General features: G+C 71.7%; 18 protein-coding genes. 11 read left to right on the top strand and 7 right to left on the bottom strand.

Annotation, left to right across the window (positions count from 1 at the left end; all coding sequences use genetic code 11):
* Positions 1-56: 56 nt before the first annotated feature.
* The gene (locus tag BL254_RS21000; RefSeq protein WP_139342429.1) at positions 57-1187 is read right to left on the bottom strand and encodes a hypothetical protein; all 1131 of its coding nucleotides are present in this window, start codon (positions 1185-1187) and stop codon (positions 57-59) included.
* A gap of 618 nt (positions 1188-1805) precedes the next feature.
* Between BL254_RS21000 and BL254_RS20990 the strand changes: the two genes are divergently transcribed.
* Together BL254_RS20990 and BL254_RS20985 are read left to right on the top strand one after the other, a co-directional pair.
* Positions 1806-2444: a response regulator transcription factor gene (locus tag BL254_RS20990; protein WP_139342428.1), complete on the top strand. Its 639-nt coding sequence runs from the start codon at positions 1806-1808 to the stop codon at positions 2442-2444.
* Between the two features lie 71 nt (positions 2445-2515).
* Positions 2516-3250, top strand: a complete 735-nt coding sequence (locus BL254_RS20985; RefSeq protein ID WP_083731271.1) for a response regulator transcription factor — start codon at positions 2516-2518, stop codon at positions 3248-3250.
* On the opposite strand, the gene BL254_RS20980 is transcribed toward BL254_RS20985, so the two are convergent.
* Positions 3237-3632, bottom strand: coding sequence for a hypothetical protein (locus BL254_RS20980; RefSeq protein WP_047224240.1), 396 nt, complete (start codon positions 3630-3632; stop codon positions 3237-3239). The two genes, BL254_RS20985 and BL254_RS20980, sit on opposite strands and share 14 nt — an antisense overlap.
* Before the next feature lie 269 nt (positions 3633-3901).
* Between BL254_RS20980 and BL254_RS20975 the strand changes: the two genes are divergently transcribed.
* From BL254_RS20975 to BL254_RS27405, 3 genes are all read left to right on the top strand, one after another.
* A complete protein-coding gene (locus BL254_RS20975) occupies positions 3902-4165 on the top strand; it encodes a hypothetical protein (RefSeq protein ID WP_047224241.1) in 264 nt (87 codons plus the stop codon).
* Positions 4166-4544: 379 nt separating this feature from the next.
* The gene (locus BL254_RS20970) at positions 4545-4850 is read left to right on the top strand and encodes a hypothetical protein (protein ID WP_047224242.1); all 306 of its coding nucleotides are present in this window, start codon (positions 4545-4547) and stop codon (positions 4848-4850) included.
* A 146-nt stretch (positions 4851-4996) separates the two neighbouring features.
* Positions 4997-5149: a hypothetical protein gene (locus BL254_RS27405; protein WP_157180564.1), complete on the top strand. Its 153-nt coding sequence runs from the start codon at positions 4997-4999 to the stop codon at positions 5147-5149.
* A 34-nt stretch (positions 5150-5183) separates the two neighbouring features.
* Here BL254_RS27405 and BL254_RS27400 read toward each other — a convergent pair whose 3' ends face one another.
* The 5 genes from BL254_RS27400 to BL254_RS20950 form a co-directional block, all read right to left on the bottom strand.
* A complete protein-coding gene (locus tag BL254_RS27400) occupies positions 5184-5324 on the bottom strand; it encodes a hypothetical protein (RefSeq protein ID WP_175648438.1) in 141 nt (46 codons plus the stop codon).
* A gap of 106 nt (positions 5325-5430) precedes the next feature.
* Entirely contained in the window at positions 5431-9159 is a 3729-nt protein-coding gene (gene cobN, locus BL254_RS20965; protein WP_076844713.1) for a cobaltochelatase subunit CobN, read from the bottom strand.
* A gap of 355 nt (positions 9160-9514) precedes the next feature.
* Positions 9515-10225, bottom strand: coding sequence for a hypothetical protein (locus BL254_RS20960; RefSeq protein ID WP_139342427.1), 711 nt, complete (start codon positions 10223-10225; stop codon positions 9515-9517).
* 338 nt (positions 10226-10563) lie between these two features.
* On the bottom strand, positions 10564-12240 hold the full coding sequence (locus BL254_RS20955) for a cobyric acid synthase (RefSeq protein ID WP_047224244.1): 1677 nt from the start codon (positions 12238-12240) through the stop codon (positions 10564-10566).
* Positions 12201-13256, bottom strand: coding sequence for a cobalamin biosynthesis protein (locus BL254_RS20950; protein ID WP_076844709.1), 1056 nt, complete (start codon positions 13254-13256; stop codon positions 12201-12203). The genes BL254_RS20955 and BL254_RS20950 overlap by 40 nt, the downstream gene beginning before the upstream one ends.
* A gap of 602 nt (positions 13257-13858) precedes the next feature.
* Here BL254_RS20950 and BL254_RS20945 point away from each other — a divergent pair.
* The 6 genes from BL254_RS20945 (at position 13859) to BL254_RS25390 (ending at position 21975) form a co-directional block, all read left to right on the top strand.
* A complete protein-coding gene (locus BL254_RS20945; protein ID WP_076844707.1) occupies positions 13859-14458 on the top strand; it encodes a TetR/AcrR family transcriptional regulator in 600 nt (199 codons plus the stop codon).
* A gap of 839 nt (positions 14459-15297) precedes the next feature.
* A complete protein-coding gene (locus BL254_RS20940; protein WP_083731270.1) occupies positions 15298-16542 on the top strand; it encodes an acyl-CoA dehydrogenase family protein in 1245 nt (414 codons plus the stop codon).
* Positions 16532-17416 (top strand): LLM class flavin-dependent oxidoreductase, encoded by an 885-nt coding sequence (locus BL254_RS20935; protein WP_052914809.1) that lies wholly within the window; start codon positions 16532-16534, stop codon positions 17414-17416. The genes BL254_RS20940 and BL254_RS20935 overlap by 11 nt, the downstream gene beginning before the upstream one ends.
* Positions 17413-18978, top strand: a complete 1566-nt coding sequence (locus tag BL254_RS20930) for an ABC transporter substrate-binding protein (RefSeq protein ID WP_076844705.1) — start codon at positions 17413-17415, stop codon at positions 18976-18978. The genes BL254_RS20935 and BL254_RS20930 overlap by 4 nt, the downstream gene beginning before the upstream one ends.
* Before the next feature lie 19 nt (positions 18979-18997).
* On the top strand, positions 18998-20035 hold the full coding sequence (locus BL254_RS20925) for an ABC transporter permease (protein ID WP_052914810.1): 1038 nt from the start codon (positions 18998-19000) through the stop codon (positions 20033-20035).
* Positions 20032-21975 (top strand): dipeptide/oligopeptide/nickel ABC transporter permease/ATP-binding protein, encoded by a 1944-nt coding sequence (locus tag BL254_RS25390; protein ID WP_083731268.1) that lies wholly within the window; start codon positions 20032-20034, stop codon positions 21973-21975. Before BL254_RS20925 ends, BL254_RS25390 begins: the two co-directional genes overlap by 4 nt.
* Positions 21976-21984 lie beyond the last annotated feature (9 nt).

Raw genomic sequence — 21984 nt, 5'->3', positions numbered from 1 at the left:
GACAGGACCCCCGCCCAGACCAGCAGCGTCACCGAACAATCACTCGTCGAACATGCCTAGCGCAGGGTGGCGCAGGGGGTGGGCTCGATGGAGGTGGCGTTGTCGTGCGGTTCACCGAGGGTGAGTACCCGCATGTGGGTGAGCAGGCTCTGCGGCAGGTCGACATATGTCTGGTCCCCCCAGGGATAGGGCACCGTGGTCGACAGCGGGTTCTGCGCGACGAGGCCGACGCCGCCGCCGGTGTCGCCGAGGATCATCCCGTACCGCTGGAGCGCGCGAGCAATGATCATTTCGTACTGGTTGAGGCCGAGGGTGGACAGGTCCACGCCGGGGTCGAGTTGGAGGCGTGCGCCCTCGGGGATCGCGCCGACGTTCGTGCTCGTACCGTCGGCTTCGGTGGCCGGCAGGACGGGAGCACCCGCCCTCGTCTGCGGGTAGGCGAAGAACAGGGCGTGCCTGATCTCGCCGTCCCGCAGTTCCTCGGGCCGGATCACCCCCGCGGCGCCGGCCGCGCCCGAACCGGTCGCCGACAGGCCGCGGGGGTACCAGCCCGGCCCGGCCGTGGAGGTCGCGTTCGCCCAGGATGCCGACCATCCGCCGTCGGCGTTGCGTACCGCCTGCCAGAAGTCGTACTCGCACCCGGTCGAACGGTCGATGATCACCATGTGGCCGTCGCCGGCCGGGTCGGGCACGGCGTGCGCGGGGATCGGGACGCCGGAGATCGTCGATGYCGGCGCCCACGGGGCGGTCAGCGTGACGGTGTGGCGTGGGGTGGTTGCGTCGGCGTAGTGCAGCGGCCTCGACCACTCCCTGACCGCGATCACGAAGCCCTGTGCCCGCGCGGCCTCGACGACCGTGCGCAGCATCGTGGCCGAGTTCGCGTCGGCTCCCGCGTCCGGTGGGACCAGGGTGTTCCACAGGCTCGTCGGCGAGTAGAGCGCCGGTGCCGGTGTGGTGGCCGAGGGGGACGGCGGAGTGGGCGTCGGCAGCTGCGGCTGCTGGCAGGCCTGGAGACCGGCGCCTGCCAGCAGTGCCAGCAGGACCGGCATCAGCGCGGCGGGCCGCCGCCGCGGCCTGGGCCGTAGGTCGGGCGGCCTGACCGGCACAGAACCGACCGGCACAGGATCCACCGGTACGGGATCCACCGGCACGGGATCGGCCGGCATGAACAGGTGATTATTGGGCATGTTACTTCCTTATGGGTACGACCACCCCCCCGGGCGGAGGCACCGTAACAGTTCGCTCCCGGTAGTCCAAAATCCGAACAAGACCGTTACGGTGCCCATATCGGTGTTATCGCGGTAACGACCCGGCGAAGCACGTGGAGTCAGTACAAATGGTTGCTCCACAACTGCGGGAACCACCCTTTTCACCGTCCGCCGGGATATGTCGGAACGCGTTCGGGGGCCGATGCCGATGGTGATGCCCGCCGGATCCCGGCTGATTCCGCCGCCGTGCCCGACGGACACCGGCCTGGGACGGGGCGTGCCGCGTCGGTGCGGTCACCACCAGCAGCGGTTCCTGATGGTCCCGTCCGCGCGTCACGTCGCCGACGCCGTGTGATGTGCCGCGGCGTGTATGCGGAATACCGTCGCCGTGGCCGGGTACGAGTCAGTCGGTCCTCGTTGCCGGGCGAGGACACCGGCTGCCGAGGAGGAGACGCCGGTCGCCGAAGAAAGATGCCGAAGGAAGTCAGCTGACGACAATGCCGGACGAAACGGCGTCGGACGAACGTGTCAGAGATACGGGGGAATCATGACGGCGATGTCGGCCGGCCCGGCCCGGAGTACCTGTCGGGGCATGCCGTGAGGGTGGTTCTCTGCGACGACCACCGCATGTTCGCCGAGGGCATGGCGACGGTGCTGGCCACGCGTGGCTGGACGGTGTGCGCCGTGGCTTTCACCACCGCCGACGCCGAAAGCGCGATCCGACGTCATCGGCCCGACCTGGGGATGATCGACCTCGGTTTCCCGGACGGCGACGGCCTGGATCTGATCCGTTCCCTCGCCGGACTGGCACCGGCGACAAACCTGTTGCTGCTCACCGGTTCCACCGACGCCGCGGCAGTCGGTGCCGCCATTCGGGCCGGCGCCGGCGGGGTCGCGTCCAAGACGCAGGGCATCGAACGGGTCATCGCGATCGCGGAACGTGTCGGCCGTGGAAAGACGATGACCGATGTGTGCGCTGTTACGCAAGGTGCGCGCATCCCCCRCCGCCCTGCCGCGCGGGCAACCGTCGCCACCCTGCTGACCAGCCGGGAACGGGACGTGCTCGGCCGGCTCGGCCGAGGGCAGAGCACCGCCGTTCTCGCGGCGGATCTTGGCATCACGGTGAACACGGCGCGTTCGCACATCCAGAATGTGCTCACCAAACTCGGCGTGCACAGCCGGCTGGAGGCCGCCGCGCTGGCGGCCAGGTCCGGTCTGCTGGACCGCGCCGGCTGACTCTCGGAGGGTGACTCCCGGGGGCTGATCCGAGGTGCGTCGGAGGTGTACTCAAAGTACCTGGACGGTACATGTCCAGCATGCGACCGAGCCGGCTACTGATCGCCGATTCCCAACGCGCCTTCAGTGATGTCATCRCCGCCGCCATACGTGTCGAGAACGATTTCACGGTGGTGGACACGGTGCCCAGCACAGAGATGGCGAGCAGGATTCTGGACCTGCGTCAGGTGGACGTTCTCCTACTTGACGTGGAACTTCTCATGGCGGATACTGCCGAACTTGTCAGGTGGCTGCGGCGGCTGTGTGAACGGCTGCCAACAGTCATTGTGACCGATATGGAAGACCCATCTCTGGCCATCGCCGCGGTACGCGCCGGAGTACGTTCGTGGGTGCCGAAAAGGCTGGATCTGCACCATCTGATATCCGTGGTGCGAGGTATCCGTGACGGTGAGAGCTGGTTTCCGCCGCCCCTGTTGGGGGCCGTTCTCACCGAGCTGGCACGGTCGGCGCAGCCGTCCCCCGCGCAGCGGAAACTCGCCACTCTCACCCGCCGTGAACGGYAGATCCTGCAGTGCATGGTGAACGGGCTCGACCGCGGCGCCATCGCCGCCCAGCTGTTCCTGTCCTCGAACACCGTGCGCACCCACGTCCAGAATCTGCTCGGCAAGCTTGAGGTCCATTCCGGGCTGGAGGCGGTCGCGCTGGCCGCCCGCGCCGGTATCGTTCCTGGCGGAACACCGGGCGAGGCAGCGGCCTTCGCCGGCGCGGCCGGAACCTGGCCGGCAACGAATCTCAACCAACACTGACGGACGCGGTGCCGCTGGCCGTGGCGGTGGGCGCGCTCTGCCCGGGTGCGGCGGCGGTCCCGTGCCCGGGGCGGGACAGCGCCAGCGCGAGCAGCCCGCCAGCCAGGGAGATCGCGGCGATGACGTACCAGCCGTGCTGAAAGCCGGCCAGCCGCGCCCACGGCCCGTCCGGGGTGCCCAGCACGGCGACGAGCATGGTGACGAGCACGGCGACACCGACAGCGATACCGATCTGACGGATCATGCTGACCACGGCGGATCCGGTGGCGAACCGCGCGGACGACCGTTGGGCTGTGCCTCCCGCGGGCCCGCCCGTCCAGCTCGTGCACGAGGCCTGCGGCCAGGTGGCCGAGGCGATCCCAACCTGCTCGCGGTGCGGCACCACCCTCCGCGTGGGAGACGTACGGGTAATTGCGGTACAGGCGCGGCCGACAGCAGAACCCTGCCGCCTCCCGTACGTCACTGACCGCCGCCGACATCAGGGCTGCCCGCTGCCCGATGTCCGTTGCCGGGCTTGTGCGGCAACGCCGCGGACGGGTGTGACGGCAGGCCCGGACACCGGGCGTCGCCACTCGGTCGCATGGCTGTACGTAACCGTATGTTCACTCTGTTGCCGCCGGTCGTCCGCGGACGGCCGGCAATGTTGTCGTCATGACAGAGCCGCCGGTGGTCATATTCGGTCAAAGTGCCGATGGTGACAGATGGTGGGCGCTCCTGCCCTCCGCCGAGGTCCTGCGCGCGTCACGTTTCGACGATCTCCTCACCCGTGTCGAGCGCGCGATGGCCGGGCAGGCGCCCGGCCGCCCGTTCGCGTTCATGCTCGACCATCGCGGCATCCGCGAACCGGGYGTCACACCACGCCCGCGCCGACGCGGCCGCCGCCCGACACGCCCGTCCCAGCCGTCCACGGGATGAAGCCGTCCATGGGATGAAAAGGGTGAACAAAACATGGCGCCGGTTGCCCAGGCGCTCGCCGAGTGGCGCCACACGGCCGAGGCCCACGCCGACCCGGGACCGCGCGCCGTTTGGCTGGTGGCGGGCCGCCGTATTGGCTGGTGCTTTCACGGGGAACCGGCGCCGCCGGTTCCCCGATTGCTCCCGAAAGCGTTCGCCGTGACGGGCGGGACGGGAATGCTAACGGCTGGCCGGTGGAACCGCATCCGCCACCGTCACGCCCCGTCAGAAAATCGGGTGAAGATGGCAATGTTTACCGTCACACGACGGCCGGGCATCCTGGGACAGGGCGCCGGTCCTTGAGTCATCGGCTTACCGGCCGACCATGAAGGGAAACGAAATGACGCTCGTGAAAAAGCCCCTGTACCTGCTGCCCGCGGTGGGCGTGGCCCTCTCGGCCGTCCTGTTCGCCCCGGCGGCCGCCCAGGCGGCTCCGTCAACGGGCCACTTCGACAAGTCGTACGGGAGTGGGTACGACCACGGCAAATACGGCCATGTGAAGTATGACTTCAAGAACTACGACTATAAGAGCTACGACCACGGCTCGTACGACGACCACGGCTGGTACGACCATGGCAAATGGTACGACGGCCATGGCTGGTACGACGGCCACGGCAAGTTCCACCAGGACAAGTCCTACAAGTAGGTGGAAGCCGCCGGCCCCCACGGTGCTGGGAGCCTGGTGAAGGACCCCGTTCGTCCGCCGGGAAGGCCGGTGGGATAGTCAGCCGTCGGCTGGCTCGTGCCGGCCACAACGGCGCCCGCAGGAATCCCACGGCCGGGACATCGCGCATGAGACCGCCGACGCGCACCGGCACTTTTCCGGCGGATGGCGGGGAGAGAAAACCGCGGGCCGCCCACGACACCGGGCGGCCCGCGGACCCGTGCGCCAGCGGCATCAACCATCCGTTCAGGATCCAGGACGCGACCAGGACGATCCGCTGAAGGACCCGGTTCAGCTCCGGCCCGACCAGGGTGCTCAACCGACCCGCGGGAAGGCGACCTGGAACCGGGCGGAGTACAGATCGTCACCGTACGGGGGACGTGCGCCGGGCGCGTCCGGATCGGATTTCACCGTAACGGTCCGCTCCGAGCAGGCCCGCGGAGTCAACTGTTCCATCGAGTTGTTCTGCCGGCGGGCGGGCGGGTGCGGCGGCCGGCCAGGCGTCCGGTCCGGAGCGGAGCCCGGTTACCGGCCGCGCTTTCCCGGTCGGCGGCAGAGCACGTCAGAGGCTGGGATCTTCGCCGGGGCCCTCGAGGTCGCCTTCGAGGTCGAGGTAGGTCTGGCGGAGGCCATCGAGGGTGGCGGGGTCCGGTTTCTCCCACAGGCCGCGGTCGGCGGCCTCCAGCAGGCGTTCGGCGATGCCGCGCAGCGCCCACGGGTTGGACGCCCGCATGAAGTCGCGGGTTTCCGGGTCGAAGACGTAGGAGGCGGCCAGCGACTCGTACATCCAGTCCTGGACGACACCGGCGGTGGCGTCGTAGCCGAACAGGTAGTCCACGGTCGCGGCCAGCTCGAACGCGCCCTTGTAGCCGTGCCGGCGCATCGCCGCGATCCACCGCGGGTTGACCACCCGGGCGCGGAAGACCCGGTGGGTCTCCTCCCGCAGGGTGCGGGTGCGCACCGCGTCCGGTACGGCACTGTCCCCGATGTAGGCGGCCGGGGACGCGCCGGTGAGCGCCCGTACCGCCGCCACCATCCCGCCGTGGTACTGGAAGTAGTCGTCGGAGTCGACCAGGTCGTGCTCGCGGGTGTCGGCGTTCTTCACCRCCACCTGGATGCGGCGGAACGCCTGTTCCATGTCGGCGCGCGCCTGACGGCCGTCGAGGTCGCGGCCGTAGGCGTAGCCGCCCCAGACCGCGTACACCTCGGCGAGGTCGGCGTCCGAGCGCCACTCCCGTGAGTCGATCAGGGGCAGCAGCCCGGCGCCGTACGCCCCCGGCTTCGAGCCGAAGATCCGGCTGGTCGCCCGCCGCCGGTCGCCGTGGGCGGCGCCGTCGCGGGCGAGGTCGGCGCGGACGTGCGCGGCGAGCAGGTTGTCGGCGTCGGCCTCGTCGTCGAGCCCGGCGACGGTGGTGATCGCGTCGTCGAGCAGGGCGATCACGTGCGGGAAGGCGTCCCGGAAGAAACCGGAGATCCGCACCACCACGTCCACCCGGGGCCGGCCGAGCTCCGCCAGCGGCACCACCTCGAAACCGGTCACCCGCCGGGAGGCGTCGTCCCAGGTCGGACGGCAGCCGAGCAGCGCCAGTACCTCCGCGATGTCGTCACCCTGCGTGCGCATGGCGGAGGTGCCCCAGACGGTCAGGCCCACCGAGGCCGGGTAGGAGCCGGTGTCGGCGAGATGGCGGGCCAGCAGCGAGTCGGCGAGCGCCCGGCCGGTCTCCCAGGCCAGCCGGGACGGGATCGCCTTCGGGTCGACCGAGTAGAAGTTCCGCCCGGTCGGCAGCACGCCCACCAGCCCCCGGGTGGGCGAGCCGGACGGCCCGGGCGGCACGAACCCGCCGCCCAGCGCCCGCAGCACGTTGGTGATCTCGTCGGAGGTCCGGTTCAGGCGCGGCACCACCTCGGTGGCGGCGAACGCGAGCACCCGCTCGACCTCGGTGTAGCCGGGACCGGCGGCGCCACCGCTGGCCTCGCCGTCCGTAAGGACGTCCGCGCGCACCCCGGCCGCCGCGGCCGGGTCCCAGCCCGCGGCCTCCATGCCGGCGACGAGCGCGCGGGCGGCCGCCTCGAAACCGTCGACCTCCACCCGCGCGGCACCGCCGCCCTCGACCAGGCCGAGCGCGGCCCGCAGGCCCGGCAGCGCCCCCGCCGTGCCGCCCCACACCTGCGACGCCCGCAGGATCGCCAGCACCAGGTTCACCCGCGCGTCACCGGCCGGGGCGGCGCCGAGGATGTGCAGGCCGTCGCGGATCTGGGTGTCCTTCACCTCGCAGAGGTATCCGTCGACGTGCAGCAGGAAGTCGTCGAAGTCGTCGTCGCCGGGACGCTCGTCCAGCCCGAGATCGTGGTGGAGCTGGGCGGCCTGGATCAGCGTCCAGATCTGGGCGCGGACCGCCGGCAGCTTCGCCGGGTCGAGCGCGGCCAGGGTGGCGTGCTCGTCCAGGAGCTGTTCCAGCCGGGCCATGTCACCGTAGGTGTCGGCGCGGGCCATCGGTGGCACCAGATGGTCGACGATGACCGCGTGCGCCCGGCGTTTGGCCTGCGTGCCCTCCCCGGGGTCGTTGACCAGGAAGGGGTAGACCAGCGGCAGGTCGCCGAGGACCGCGTCCGGCGCGCATCCCGCCGACAGGCCGAGGCCCTTGCCGGGCAGCCACTCCAGCGTGCCGTGCTTGCCCAGGTGCACGACCGCGTCCGCGCCGAACTCCTCGTCCAGCCAGCGGTAGGCGGCCAGGTAGTGGTGGGACGGCGGCAGGTCCGGATCGTGGTAGATCGCCACCGGGTTCTCCCCGAACCCCCGCGGCGGCTGGATCATGAGCAGGATGTTGCCGAACCGCAGCGCGGCCAGCACGATCGCGGGCTCCCGCCCGTCCCCGTCCGCGGGCCGCGGCAGGCCGCCGCCAGCGCTGCCGGGAATGTCACCGGGAGTGACCGTTGGAGGGTCGACGTAGAGGCTGCCGGGCGGCTCACCCCAGTGTCGGAGCATCCCCTCGCGCAGGGACGCCGGCAACGCGTCGAACCAGCGCCGGTACACGCTCGCCGGCACCCGTGCCGGGGCGGCCGCGAGCTGCTGTTCGGTCAGCCACTCGACGTCGTGCCCGCCGGCGGCGATGAGCGTGTGGATGAGCGTGTCCCCGTCGGTGGGGACCGGCCGTCCGCCCGGCCCGTTCTCGCCCAGGTCGTAGCCGGCCGCCCGCAGCGCGGCCAGCAGCCGGACGGCGGAGGCCGGGGTGTCCAGGCCCACGGCGTTGCCGACCCGGGCGTGCTTGGTCGGGTACGACGACAGCACCAGCGCGATCTTCTTCTCGGCGTTCGGGACGTGCCGCAGCCGGRCCAGCCGGGCGGCGGTCCCGGCCAGCCGGGCGGCGCGCTCGGGGTCGGCCACATAGCCGGGCACCCCGTCCGGCCCGGACTCCTTGAACGAGAACGGCACGGTGATGATCCGGCCGTCGAACTCGGGGATCGCGACCTGCATGGCCGCGTCCATCGGCGACAGCCCCGCGTCGCTGCCCGCCCACTGCGCCCGCGACGACGTCAGGCACAGGCCCTGGAGCACGGGTATGTCGAGTGCGGCGAGCGCGCCGATGTCCCACGCCTCCTCGTCCCCGCCGGCGGACGCGTCGGCCGGGCGGGTGCCGCCGGCCGCGAGCATCGTCACGATCAGCGCGTCCACCCCGGCCAGCAGTGGTAGGACGTCGTCGGATGCCGAGCCCAGCCCGCGCAGGGAGGCGGCGAACACCGGCCGGGCATTGACCCCGCGCGCCTCCAGCGCGTCGCACAGCACGTCCACGAAGGCGGTGTTCCCGGACGTCGCGTGCGCCCGGTAGAACACGACACCGACGGTGGGGCGGTCCGTCTTCGCCGTGCGCGCGCCGTGCACCCCGGCGGCGGGCATCGGCGTGGGCGGGGCGAACCCGAAGCCGGTCAGCAGCAGCGTGTCGGCGAGGAAGCGGTACAGCTCGGCGAGGTTCGCCGCGCCGCCCTCCACCAGGTAGGCGAGCGCCTCGGTGGTGACACCGGCCGGCACGGTGGAGCGGCGCATCAGGTCGGCGTCGGGTACCGCCTCCCCGCCGAGGACGACCGTGGGCAGCCCGGCGGCGAGTGCCGCGGCCAGCCCGTCGGGCCACGCCCGCTGCCCCCCGAGCAGCCGGACGACCACCGCGTCCGCGCCCTGGAGCAGGCCGGGGACGCCCTCGGCAGCGAGCCGGGCCGGGTTCGCCACCCGCCACGGCATCCCGCTGGCCCGGGCCGCCAACAGTTCGGTGTCGGCGGTGGACAGCAGAACGATCATCGGCTCGCTGCCAGGACGTGTCACGTCGATACTCCCGAGGAGAAGAAAGGATCAGCAGGCGAAGGGGTGCGGCACGCGAACGCGGATGGTCGACACGCCCTGGCCCCGGACCGCATGCTGACCCTCGCAATCCGGTCGACCAACGGCATACCAACGGCATACTGTAATCGGCTGGGACGGCTCGGGGGCTGTTCCGCCGGACCTGGGCCTCGGCGGTCGCCGGCCACCCTGACTGGCCGGCGACCGGTGGCCGGGACCCGGAAAACAACGGAAAAACAGGCCGGACACCAGGACGGGAAACGCGCAGCGCGGGCAGGGGATCCAGGTCGCGCCGCGCGTTCAGTATTTTCCGCGATCAGCAGCTTGTGAGCAGGCAGGCGTTCTTGTCCCACCAGGAGGCCGCGGAGACGGCTGACTGATCTTCACGGACCACCACGACACGTTCCGTGTTGAACGCCCAGTTGATCTGGAACTTGCCGTTACTGAGAAAAATACACACCTTGYGGCCCAGCGTCCCGCTGGAGGACGTGTGCCAGGTGGTGTTCGACTCCTGGCCGTCCTTGCAGTTGCCGAGGCCGTTGACGGAGCCGGCGGCGCGGTCCAGATACGCGTTCATGTCCGCGACGGTTCGGTACCGCAGGAGCTGGACCTTGGTGGAGTCCGCGGCGGTCTCACACGTGATCGCGCTCAGGGCGTTCCAGGGAGCCACCGACTCCAGATCGGGACGGCTGTGGCAGGAGCGGCGATCGATCAGGCTGCTGCGCAGCAGGGTGCAGATGGCCGCCTGATCGGTGTCGAGGGACGGTGACGCCGTACCCACCGTGCACGGCGGACGGGCCGTCGCCGTCGTGCGGACCGGGCTCGGGCTCGGGCTCGGGGTGCGGGTCCTGGTCGGCGTGGGCGTGCTGGTGTACGGCGCGGTCGAGGTCGGGGGCTGCGGCGGGGGCTTCACCGTCGCGCTGCCGGTGAGGGCCACGGCCACCAGCGGCCCTATCACCGCCGTCAGCAGGCCCACGAGTGAGGGAACGACGATATTGGGATTGCGCCACCACGGGTCGTTCGACAAGCTCAGTACCCCCTTGAGAGCCTGTTCCGAGCCTTTCGTCCACCCGGATGGCCATTACCCGGACAGGCCTGACCGCCCCCGCGGATCCTGCTTGTTCCCGGCCAGACCGGTATACAACGTTTGACGCTGTGACGGGAAACAGATGGCGGGGACCCTACCGACGGATCACCGACAGATCAGGAGGCGGCCGATCGCCGGCCGGCGGCCCGGCCTGGAAGAAGCGCGGTCTCCTCAGGTCATGTCGACCCGACCGCAACGGTCATCGGCCGCCATTTCTCCGGACGGGCGGTGAGCGGGCACCCGCGGCACCATCCGGTGACCGGAGGCGATGGCCGCTGTCACCCCGGTGCCCCCGGCGGGACGAAGGGCAGGCCGGCCGGGGGACCGCCCTCGAGCAGCCGGCGGACGGCCCCGGTGTCGAGATGGTCCGCGACCAGGTCGCCGAGGACGTCCAGACGGCGGCGGCGGACGTCGGCGAAACAGGTGCGGGCCGGGATGAACGAGCGTCCGGCGCGGGCCGCCACGTCGACGAGGAACTCCCGGCGGAACTCGTCGTTCTCCAGCAGCCCGTGCCAGCTCGTGCCGGCGACCGCGCCGGCGCGCACCCCGTCCGCGGCGAACGGTTCGACGGCCGGCCCCCCGGCGTTCCCCCTCACCGGCCCACCCGCGGGCCTCGCGAGCGGCCCGGCGTCGTGGACGGTGAGCCGGCCGTGACGGATCTCGTAGCCGGTCACGGTCAGACCGTCGGGGGTGGTTCCGGTACGGCGGCCGAGCAGCTTGTCGGGGGCGAAGGCGGTGGTCACCGGCAGCAGGCCGAGGCCGTCGACCGTACCGGCGCCGGATTCGACCGGGTCGTCGATGCGCCGGCCGAGCATCTGGTAGCCGCCGCAGATCCCCAGCAGCGGCCGGCCCCGCGCGGCCCGGGCGCGCAGGGCGGCGTCCAGGCCGCGCCGGCGCAGCCAGCCGAGGTCGTCGACGGTCGCCCTGGTCCCGGGAACGACCACCAGATCGGCGTCGGTGAGATCGTCGGGGCGGGTCGCGAAGCCCACCAGCACCCCGGGCTCGGCCCGCAGCGCGTCGATGTCGGTGACGTTGGACAGCCGCGGCAGCCGGATCACAGCCACCCGCAGGACGTCCCCCGTGTGGCTGTTGGCACCAGTACCGCCACCATGGGTATCGGCGCCACGGGTATCGGCGGCGTTGTGTGTGTCGGCGTCGTCGGCGTCGCCGGCGTCCGGGTAGGCCGGATAGGAGGCGAGGTCCAGGGAGTCCTCGACGTCCAGCCACAGCCCGGAGCGCCACGGCAGCACCCCGTGTACTGGACGGCCGGTGAGCTGCTCGAGCTGGCGCAGCCCGGGCTCGAGCAGCCGGGGGTCGCCGCGGAACTTGTTGACGATCCAGCCGGCGACCAGCGCCTGATCGTCGGCGTCGAGCAGCGCGAGGGTGCCGAACAGTGCGGCGAACACCCCGCCGCGGTCGATGTCGCCGACGACGAGCACCGGCAGGTTCGCGGCCCGGGCCAGGCCCATGTTCGCGATGTCGGTGTCCCGCAGGTTGATCTCCGCGGGCGAGCCGGCGCCCTCGCAGATCACCGCGTCGAATCGGCCGCGCAGGTCGGCCAGGCAGTCCGTGACGATGCCGGCCAGCCGCGCCTTGTACGGGCGGTAGCCCAGCGCGTCGACCTCGGCGACGGGCCGGCCGAGAACGACGAGCTGGCTGTGCCGGTCGCTTCCGGGTTTGAGCAGCACCGGGTTCATCGCCGCCTCCGGTTCGACCCCGGCTGCGGCGGCCTGCATCGCCTGGGCGCGGCCGATCTCCGCGCCGTCCGCGGTCACCACCGAGTTCAGCGCCATGTTCTGCGCCTTGAACGGCGCGACCCGCACGCCTTCGCGGGCGAGCCAGCGGCACAGCCCGGCGGTGACCACGCTCTTGCCCGCGTCCGACGTCGTCCCGGCGACCAGCAGCGCTCCCCCGCTCACCGCCGGCCTCGCCGGCGGGGCCGGGCGGTGGCCCATGTGGAGGCCCGCGCGGAAGTGTGTCTGGAGCCCCGTGCCGAGCCCAGCGCCGACCGGGCCGCCGCCGTGGCCACGGCGACGCCGGCGGACAGCACCAGCGCGCAGCCGCTGACCGAGGCGGAGAGGAGCGCGGCCCGTTCCAGGTCGGCAGGTACGGCCGGCCGGCCATAGCCCATCACCGGCCGGTGCTCCACCCCGTGGTGGTAGCGCAGCGTCCCGCCGAGGCGCAGCCCGAGCGCGCCGGCGAACGCCGCCTCCACCTGGCCGGCGTTCGGGCTGGGATGGCTGCAGCCGTCCCGGCGCATCACCCAGAAGGCGTCGACGGCCGAGCCGCCGACGATCGGCGCGCACGCGCAGGCCAGCAGTCCGGCGACGCGGGACGGCAGCAGGTTCGCGAGATCGTCCAGGCGGGCCGAGGCCCAGCCGAAGCGGGCGTGCCGGGTGCTGCGGTAGCCGACCAGCGCGTCCAGGGTGTTGACCGCCCGGTAGCCGAGCAGCCCCGGGACACCGCCGAGCGCCCCCCACAGCAGCGGCCCGACGACCGCGTCCGAGGTGTTCTCGGCCAGCGACTCCACCCCCGCCCGGGACAGCCCGGCGCGGTCGAGGACGGCCGGGTCCCGGCCGCACAGCGACGGCAGGCGGCCACGGGCGGCGATCAGGTCGTCGCGCAGGAGCTCGCCGCCGAGGTGACGGCCGTGGCGGCGCAGGGATGCCCCGCCCAGCACCGTCCACGTCGCCGCCGTGGTCAGCGCCACCGGGGCGGCCCGCGGGCAGCCGAGCCGACGGCCGGCCCTGGTCACCCCGGAGCGCGCCAGGGCGCCGACGGCGACGGTGCCGCCGGCGAGCGCGCAGGTGTAGGCCAGCCCGGCGGCCCGGCTGTCGCGGTAGAGCAGCCGTTCGGTGTGGTTGGCGACGGTCCCGAAGGCCGCCACCGGGTGCCCCCGCGCCGGGTCGGCGAGGGCGGCGTCGAGCGCGGCGCCGGCGAGCAGCCCGACGGCACGGAACCATCCGGACACGGGAGTTCTCCCTGACACGAGGAGGAGGCCACGCCAGCCGGTACCGACTGGCGGCATGATGGACTATGTGACGTGATCAGCAGCTCGGCGTGATCGGATACGCGGCGTGAGCGACGGCTTAGTGTGAGCGACGGCTCAGCGTGACCGGGTGCTCAGCGTGCGGGGCTGTGATGCCATGGCCGGCCCCCGCAGGGCGCCGGCCGCCGAGCCCGGGCCGCCGGGGCGACCGGCCGATGTCAGGGGAGACTCCCACCGGCTTCCTCCGCGTCCATCATGCGTCCATCGACTGGGCCCGGTGCATCGGCTGGGCATGACGAGCAGAACAGATCCCCCAACTCCCGGTCAAGTCGCCACCCTCGGCTCCCACCCTCGGCGGCCATCCCGTCAGGCGTGCGCTGAACCGGCCGCACGGTGCGGGTCAGGTGTCAGGTGTCAGGTGGTAGCGCGGCAGCGGCCACACGAGCTGTCGCAGGACGTTCAGCCCGGCCGCCACGAGGAGGTAGACCCACCGCGGCGCTCACCGGGACCGCCGAAGCAGACGCACCGTTTTCATACAGCCGTGTCATAAAAATAATTTAGCACGGCCGTGCCATTATGGGTCCGTGCCGAAGGTTGTCGATCACGAGGCCCGCCGTGAGGAGCTCGCCGGCGCGGTGTGGYGGGTGGCGCTGCGCGACGGCTTCCCCGCCGTGTCRGTCCGGACGGTGGCGCGGGAGGCGGGCTGGTCGCCCGGGGCGCTACGGCACTACTTCGCCACCAGCGGCGACATGATCGTATTCGCGGTCGAGTGGGCGGTCGGTCAGGTCCGGCGGCGGTTCGACGCGCTCGACGCAGCCCGCGGCGGCGCTGTCACGCCGGCCGCGCCCATGGGGATTCTCGAGCAGTTGCTGCCCCTCGACGCGAACCGGCGGGTCGAGTCCGAGGCATGGCTCGCGATGGTCGGTAACGCGCACCTCGGAGCGGACCTGCGCGAACAGCGGCGCGAGATCGACAGGCTGATCCGCCATGTCGTGCGGACTGTCGTCCGCCAGCTCGGCGACCTCGGCCGCCTCGCCACCCGCCGGGATCCCGAGGTGGAGACGGCCCGGCTGCACGCGCTCCTGGACGGCCTGGCCGTGCAGGGCATCGCCGACCCGCCCGGCATCACACCAGCCGGCATCCGCGCCGTCCTGCGCCAGCACCTCGACGATCTGGCCCACTGATCCGACCAAACGGATCGTCCGGCCGCCCGAGGAACAACCGCTGGGCGCGTTGGGTCGCTGGTTTGACAGTGGTTGTCCTCCGGGTAAGGGTCCCTGCGCTTGCCCGAGCTCACCCCTCCCCTTGGTTCTGCCTTGATCTTCAAGATCACTTTATGATCATCCAGCTTCACTAGTTACACTTAGTAACCAGCAAGGGCGTCGGACGCTCATCGGAATGACCGTCGCCGTGAAGCGCCGGGACGCCGGCGGGTCGGTCGGGCGGCGTGGACGCCATTCACGGCCGTCCATTGGTTGCTGTTTTGTAAATTTTACAAATACCGCTGTCCGGGCTCGCGGGATCTCGCTGTTCGACGGTGACGGCTACGCTCGGCCGCTCGTTCCGCACTGGCGAGGATCACCCGCGATCTGACTGTCCAGACTCAAGAATCTCTTTAGAAGCCGACGTCAGAGTGTGTGTCGTCCGGACGGCCGATGATCATTAAAACTGGGGCGGCACTCTGCGGACCTGGCCGGACGGATCTTCCCATAATTATTACAGCTCTGTAAGCATCGGAGTTCTGTGAGTATTGAAACCGAGCCCGGCCACGACGGGGCCGCAGCTGTCCAGCCATATCACGYCCGGTTACGGGGGCGGACCTTCAGCGGCGAGCGGAACCGGACGACGACGCCCGCCGATCGGCTCGGTGCCGTGCGCCCGCTGACGAACGCGGGCCCGCGGACACCGACCGGACACCGCAGCCGAGATTGAGGCGCCTCTCAGGGCGCCGTCACAGCACCCGGTCGTGTCGACCTGGTCGTATCGCGGACCGGCCTGGCATGTGCCGGAGGAAGGGTTCCCCATGGCTGCGGCGGGCGTGACCGTCCCGGTGCTGGCAGGTGATGATCCGGCGGCGATCCTGGCCGCCGCGGACGCGGTCGCGCAGGTGATCGCCCCGGAGGCGGCAGCGGCCGACCGTGACGGCCGCTTTCGCCCGGCCAGCGTCGAGGCCCTGTGGCGGGCGGGACTTGGCAACCTGACGCTCGCATCGCGGCTCGGCGGCTCCGGGGCCACGCTGCCCACGGTCACCGAGGCGGTGGCGCGGATCGGTGCCGTCGACCCGTCCACGGCGTTGGTGTGGGTCATGCACCTGCTGCAGTTGCAGCTCGTGTCGGAGCCGGTCGACGTGTGGCCGGACGAGCTGCGCGACGAGATCGTCGCCGAGACGCTCGCCGGGCCAGCTCTGATCAACGCGCTGTCCGTCGAGCCGGACCTGGGCTCCGCGGCGCGCGGTGGCCGGCCCGCGACCACGGCCGTCCGTGTCACAGGCGCCGACGGCACGCCGGCCTGGCGCCTGTCGGKCCACAAGACGTTCTGCACCGGCAGTGTCGGGCTGCGCTGGCTCGTCGTCTGGGCGTCGGCGCAGGGCGAGAGCGGGCCGCTCACCGGGGCGTTCTTCGTGCGCGCCGACACGCCCGGGATCGAGATCCGCGAGACCTGGGACCACGTCGGCCTGCGCGCCACCGCCAGCCACGACGTCATCCTGCACGACGTCGTGGTCCCACCGCATCGTGTCGTCGGGCTCGCTCCGGCCGACCGTGAGCAGCCGTTTCGCAGCGGCACGTTCGTCGTGTGGGGCGTGGCGCTGCTGGCGGCGATCTACGTGGGCGTCGGTCGTGCCACCCGCACGGCGCTGACGACATACCTGCGCGAGCACGTGCCGGCCAGTCTCGGCGTCTCGTTGGCGACGCTGCCGCGGGTGCAGGCCATCGTCGGCGAGATCGAGGCGGAGCTGCTGATCGCCGAGACACTGACACGCGAGCTGGCCGCCGCGGGCGAGCACGGCGGCACCGAGGCCGAGCGCGCGTCCGCCCGGGCCACTCTGGTCAAGGCCGTCGTCACGCGCGCGGTGCTGGCAGCGACCGACCGTGCGCTCGATGCCGTCGGTGACGCCGGCCTGGCCCGCCACCACCCGTTACAACGTCACCACCGTGACGCGCTGTGCGGCCCGGTGCACACGCCTCAGACCGATTCCGTTCTCACCGCGGCCGGTCGCGCCGCACTCACCCCTGTCACCCCGACCGAGAGATCCCACGATGCCCGTTGAGCTGATCGGAGTGTTGTCCATCCAGGACCACTCCGCGGCTGGCGGCGATCGCCCCCGCGCGCAGCCTGACGCGGTGCGACGCCTTGCCCACGCCCATGAGGACGCCGGTTTCGACCGTGTGCTGGTGCCGACCGGCCCGTCGGTGCCGGACAGTCACCAGGTCGCCGCCTACGCGGCGTTGCAGACCGAGCGGCTCGGCCTGCTGATCGCGCACCAGCCAGGCCTGACACAGCCGACGGTGGCCGCGCGCGCCCTGTCCACGCTCGACCGGTTCAGCGACGGGCGCGTCGCGGTTCTCGCGCTCGTCGGCACATCAGAGCACGAACGACGTCGTGACGGCGACTTCGTGCCCGAACAGGACGCGCTCGCCCGCGACCGCGAGTACCTCCAGCTCCTCAAGCAGGCCTGGGCGGCACATGAGCCCGTCGACGTCGACGGACGCTTCTATCGCGTCCAGCACTACGTCAACCACATCTCCCCGCTGCGTCATCACATCCCGCTCTACATCGGCGGGTCGGGGGCGGACGTCGCCCAGCTCGCCGAGCAGGAAGCCGACGTCCATCTGCTGCCCGCGCCGCCCCGGCACGCGGGTGCCGGGAGCGCTGACACACATCCGGCCGTCGAGCACGGTCACGATGCGACCGGTGTGACCGGTGTGACAGAGGGGCATCGGCACACCGCGACCGGCGTGACCGTCACGGTGACACCCGACACGAACGTCCAGACCCTGCTCGATCATGTCGACGCCGGCGCGAGCGCGCTGGTACTCGACGGCTACGAGCTCGACCAGCGCGTACGCGACCTGATCACCCAGGTACGCGAGCACGCCGGCGCGGGCGCGGGCGAGCGCGTGACCCACGGAGCCGGGGCATGAGCGCCGCGGTTCGTTCGTGGCGCCGCGTCGCCCTGGTCATCCTGCTCGGCCTGGCGCTCGCGGCCACCGGCGCCGGCTGCGGCTCGGGCGACGACGACACCACCGGCACCCCCGCAAACGGTCCCGCCGTCGGGGGGACGCTGCGCTGGGCGGTGTATGCCAACCTCGGCTGGGATCCGGTGACGTCGGGGGCGGCGATCGAGACCCCGATCCTGGGCCTCGTCTACGACTCCCTGATCCGGCTCGACGAGCAGGGCCAGCCCACGCCGGGCCTGGCCACCGCCTGGAACTACTCCGAGGACGGCCGCACGCTCACGCTGAAGTTGCGTGACCACGTCACCTTCACCGACGGCGCGGCGTTCGACGCGCAGGCCGTGAAGGTGAACCTGGAACGCGGGAAGACGCAGAAGGACTCCGTGCTGGTGCCGCTGCTGACGGGCATCGCGTCGGTCGACGTCGTCGACCCGTTGACCGTGCGGCTGCAGCTCACCCGCCCGGACTACCAGCTCGTGCTGGTCCTCGGCGGCAAGGCCGGAATGATCGTCAGCCCGACGGCGCTGGCGGGCGACATCGCCCGGCTGGCGACCACGCCGGTCGGCTCCGGGGCGTTCCGGCTGACGAAGTTCGTGCCCGACGGATCGTCGTCACTGGTGCGCAACCCCGACTACTGGAACGCGGCGAACATCCATCTCGCCGGCGTGGAGCTGAAGTACCTCACCGACGCGCAGGTGATCCTGGCCGGTCTGCAGAGCGGCGAGCTCGACCTGGCCAACATCACCGGTGGCGGAGTCAAGGCCGTGGAGCGCGCGGGGCTGAAGGTCACGCAGTTCCCGAGCCTGGCGGCGAGCTCGCTTCTGATCAACGACTCGATCCCGCCGTTCGACAACCACACCCTGATCGAGGCGATCAACACCGCGATCGACCGCAGAGCGCTGATCGCCGCGCAGAGCGGAGGCATCGGCGAGCCCACCTTCCAGYCCTTCCCCAAGGGCACCGTCGGCTACAGCGAGGAGGTGGCCAACCTCTATCCTTACGATCCAGCGAAGGCTAGGAGCCTGCTGGCGCAGGCGGGCTACCCCAACGGCATCACGCTGCCGCCGATCACCTACGTCGACCTCATCGGCTACAAGGGCCTGACCGAGCAGCTTCAGGCCCAGCTCGCCGCCGTCGGCATCAGGGCCGAGCTGCAGGTGCTGCCGGTGACGCAGTTCGCCGACCGCGTGGTCATCAAACACGAGCTTCCGTTCACACCCGCCGTCCAACTCGGCCGTGAGTCGCCCCTGCAGCTGCTCGTCCAGCAGTACAGCAAGGACGGCCAGCTCAACGTCGGCCACAAGGCGAGCCCCCGGCTCACGCAGTTGCTCGCCGAGGCGGCCAGCTATCCGCTCGACAGCCCGCAGTACCCCGGGGCGCTGCAGGCGGCGACGGCGCTGGCCGCGCGCGAGAGCGCGATCACCTATCTGTTCACCCGTCCGACGGTCCTGGCCCACACCGCGAACGTCAGCGGTCTGCGGCCCTACGTCGTCTTCACCCGTCTGGAGGGCGTGCGGCTCGCGAGCTGAGGCCGCACCGGCGCTCTCGATGACAACGACGACAACAACGACGACGCCGTCCACGGCCGACACGGGCCGTGGACGGCAGACGCGGCGACGACACGTCGCGGGTGTGCGGGCCCGGCGCTGGGCCCGCACACTCCTGCTCGGCGCGCTGCCGGTGGCGCTGATCAGCACGTTCCTCGTCTTCCTCATGACGTACCTGGCCAGCGGTAACCCTGCCGCCCAGAAGCTGGGCGATCGTGCCACGCCCGAGGAGGTAACACGGCTCAACGCCTCCTGGGGCCTGGACAGGTCCTTTCCCGAGCAGTACCTCTCCTGGTTGGGCCATGCGGTGCGGGGCGATCTCGGGAAGTCGTACTTCAGCGGCCTGTCGGTGACGAAGAGCATCGGCGAACGGCTGCCGGTCGATGCCTCTATCACCCTGGTGGCGGTCGTCGTCGCGGTTCTCGCGGGCTTCGCCGCGGGCATTCTTGCCGCGCTCCGCCAGGGCGGCATCACCGACCGGGCGATCACCGTGCTGGCGGCGGCGGCGACCACGATCCCCGAGTTCTGGCTGGCGATCATGTTCGTCTCGCTCTTCTCGCTGACGCTCGGCTGGCTGCCCTCCGGCGGCTACGTGCCGCTGACCGAGGATCCAGGCCAGTGGCTGCTGCACGTGCTGCTGCCCGGCGGCTCGCTCGGCCTGGCCGTGGCCGCCCAGGTCGCCCGCCAGCTGCGCACCTCGCTGCTTGCCGCGTTCGGTGCGCACTACGTCCTGGGCGCGCGGGTCCGCGGCCTGTCCACGCCGCGGATCCTGTTCGGGCACATCCTGCGCAACGCCGCCGCCCCGGCCATCGCAACGCTCGGGCTGGCGATCCCGACGCTGCTCGGCGGGGCGGTCATCGCCGAGGCGATCTTCGGGCTGCCCGGCCTGGGGCAGTACGCGCTCAGCGGCGCGCAAAGCCATGACATTCCCGTCATCCAGGGGGTTCTCGTCGTCTCGATCGTCCTCGTCCTGTCGTGCAACCTCGCCGTCGACGCGTTCCTCGGCTGGCTGCGGCCCGCGACGCGGGGCACGCGATGACGGCGACGGCAACGGCCGCGCGTGTGTTCGCCGCCGTGCCCGCCCGCGTCGCGGGGGCGATACTCATCGTGCTCGCGGCCGTCACGGTGCTCGGCGAAACGCTGGCCCCGCACGACCCGCGCGCGCAGCAGGCGAAGCTGTTCGCGCCGCCGGGCACCGGTGGGTATCCGCTGGGCACCGACTACCTCGGCCGTGACGTGCTCAGCCGCCTGCTCGCCGGCACGGCGCCGTCGATACGCGACGCGCTCGCGATGGTCGGGGTCGGCCTCGCGCTCGGCGCGCTGCCGGGGATCCTCTCCCCCTTTGCCGGACGTGGCGCGCAGTTCGGGCTGCTGCGCCTCACCGACGCCCTGATGACGCTTCCTCCGATCGTCTTCGCGATCGCGGTCGCGGGCCTGTTCACCGACGGTGAGCTGGGCGTAGTGATCGCGATCGGTGTGCTGCTCGCCCCGCGCTTCTTCCGCGTCATGCGCGCGGAGACGCTCGGCTTCGCCGGCGAGCAGTACGTCGAGGCCGCGCTGCTCGCCGGCGCCTCGCGCGGCTGGATCCTGCGCCGCCACATCGCCCGCAAGGTGCTGCCGACGCTCACCGTGGCGGCCACCACCTCCGCCGGCTTCGCCGTTCTGGCCATCGCCAGCCTCGGCTTCCTCGGCCTGGGCGTCCAGGCTCCCGACCCGACCTGGGGCGGGATGCTCGCCGACAGTGTCGAGCACCTTGCCGACGACCCGCTCGCGCCGGTCTGGCCCGGGCTGACGATCGGCCTGACGGTCTGGGCGCTCAGCGCGCTGGCCGACGGGCTGACCGACGGCCTCGCGCGCCACGCGCACCGCCCCGGCGAGGCCGGCAACACCGATGGAGCAGCCGAAACAGCCGAAACAGCCGAAACAGCCGAAACAGCCGAAACAGCCGAAACAGCCGAAACAGCCGAAACAGCCGGAGCAGCCGGAGCAGCCGGAGCAGTCGCGGCCGACAGCTTCGACGACCGGGACGGCGCATTGCCCGCTTCCGCGGCTGAGGACCCCGCGCGGATCGTGCCAGCCCAACCGCTCGCGCCTCACACCGAGCGCGTGGCGGCGGACGGCCCGTCCCCCGGCCGCGGGCCCGTCCGGCCGCAGGAGATCACCACGCGGCGGCCGGCCGCTCCCTCGCTGCTGACCGTCACCGGCCTGCGCATCACGGTCCCCGGCGCCGACGGGCCACGGGAGGCGGTCCACGGTGTGGACCTCACGCTGGGCAGCGGCGAGGCGCTCGGACTCGTGGGCGAATCGGGCAGCGGCAAGACCCTGACCTGCCGCGCGCTGCTCGGCGCGCTGCCACCCGGCTGCACGATCGGGGGCGGCCGCCTCGTGCTCGACCACAACGATCTGACCACCTACACGGCGCGTGACTGGCGCGCGCTGTACGGCACGCGCATCGGAGCCGTCTTCCAGGACCCGGCGGCCTACCTCAACCCGTCCCTGAGCGTCGGCCGCCAACTGACCGAGGTGCTGCGCGTCAGGGGCGGCCACTCACGGCCCGCCGCGCGTCGCCGCGCGCTCGAGCTGCTGCGCGCTGTCGAGCTACGCGATCCCGAACGCGTCTACGGCCAGATCCCCACCCAGCTCTCCGGCGGCATGCAGCAGCGCGTCATGCTCGCGCTCGCGATCAGCTGCGAGCCGGATCTGCTGATCGCCGACGAGCCCACCAGCGGTCTTGACGTCAGGACCCAGGCGGAGATCGTCGCGCTCCTGCGCTCGCTGCGCGAGCGGACCGGGCTCTCCCTGCTGTTCGTCAGCCACGACATCGCCGTCGTCTGCGAGCTCTGCGAGCGCCTTGCCGTCTTCCGCGACGGGCGGATCGTCGAACAGATCACCACCGCCGGCCTGCTGGCAGGCGAAGCACGCCACCCCTACACGCGCGCGCTGGCGGACGCCTCCAACATCCAGCGCGCCGTTGCCTGACCGTCCGTC

The organism is Protofrankia sp. BMG5.30 (assembly GCF_001983005.1).
In the GTDB taxonomy this organism is placed as follows: domain Bacteria; phylum Actinomycetota; class Actinomycetes; order Frankiales; family Frankiaceae; genus Protofrankia; species Protofrankia coriariae.
This window is presented reverse-complemented; position numbering and strand designations above follow the sequence as displayed.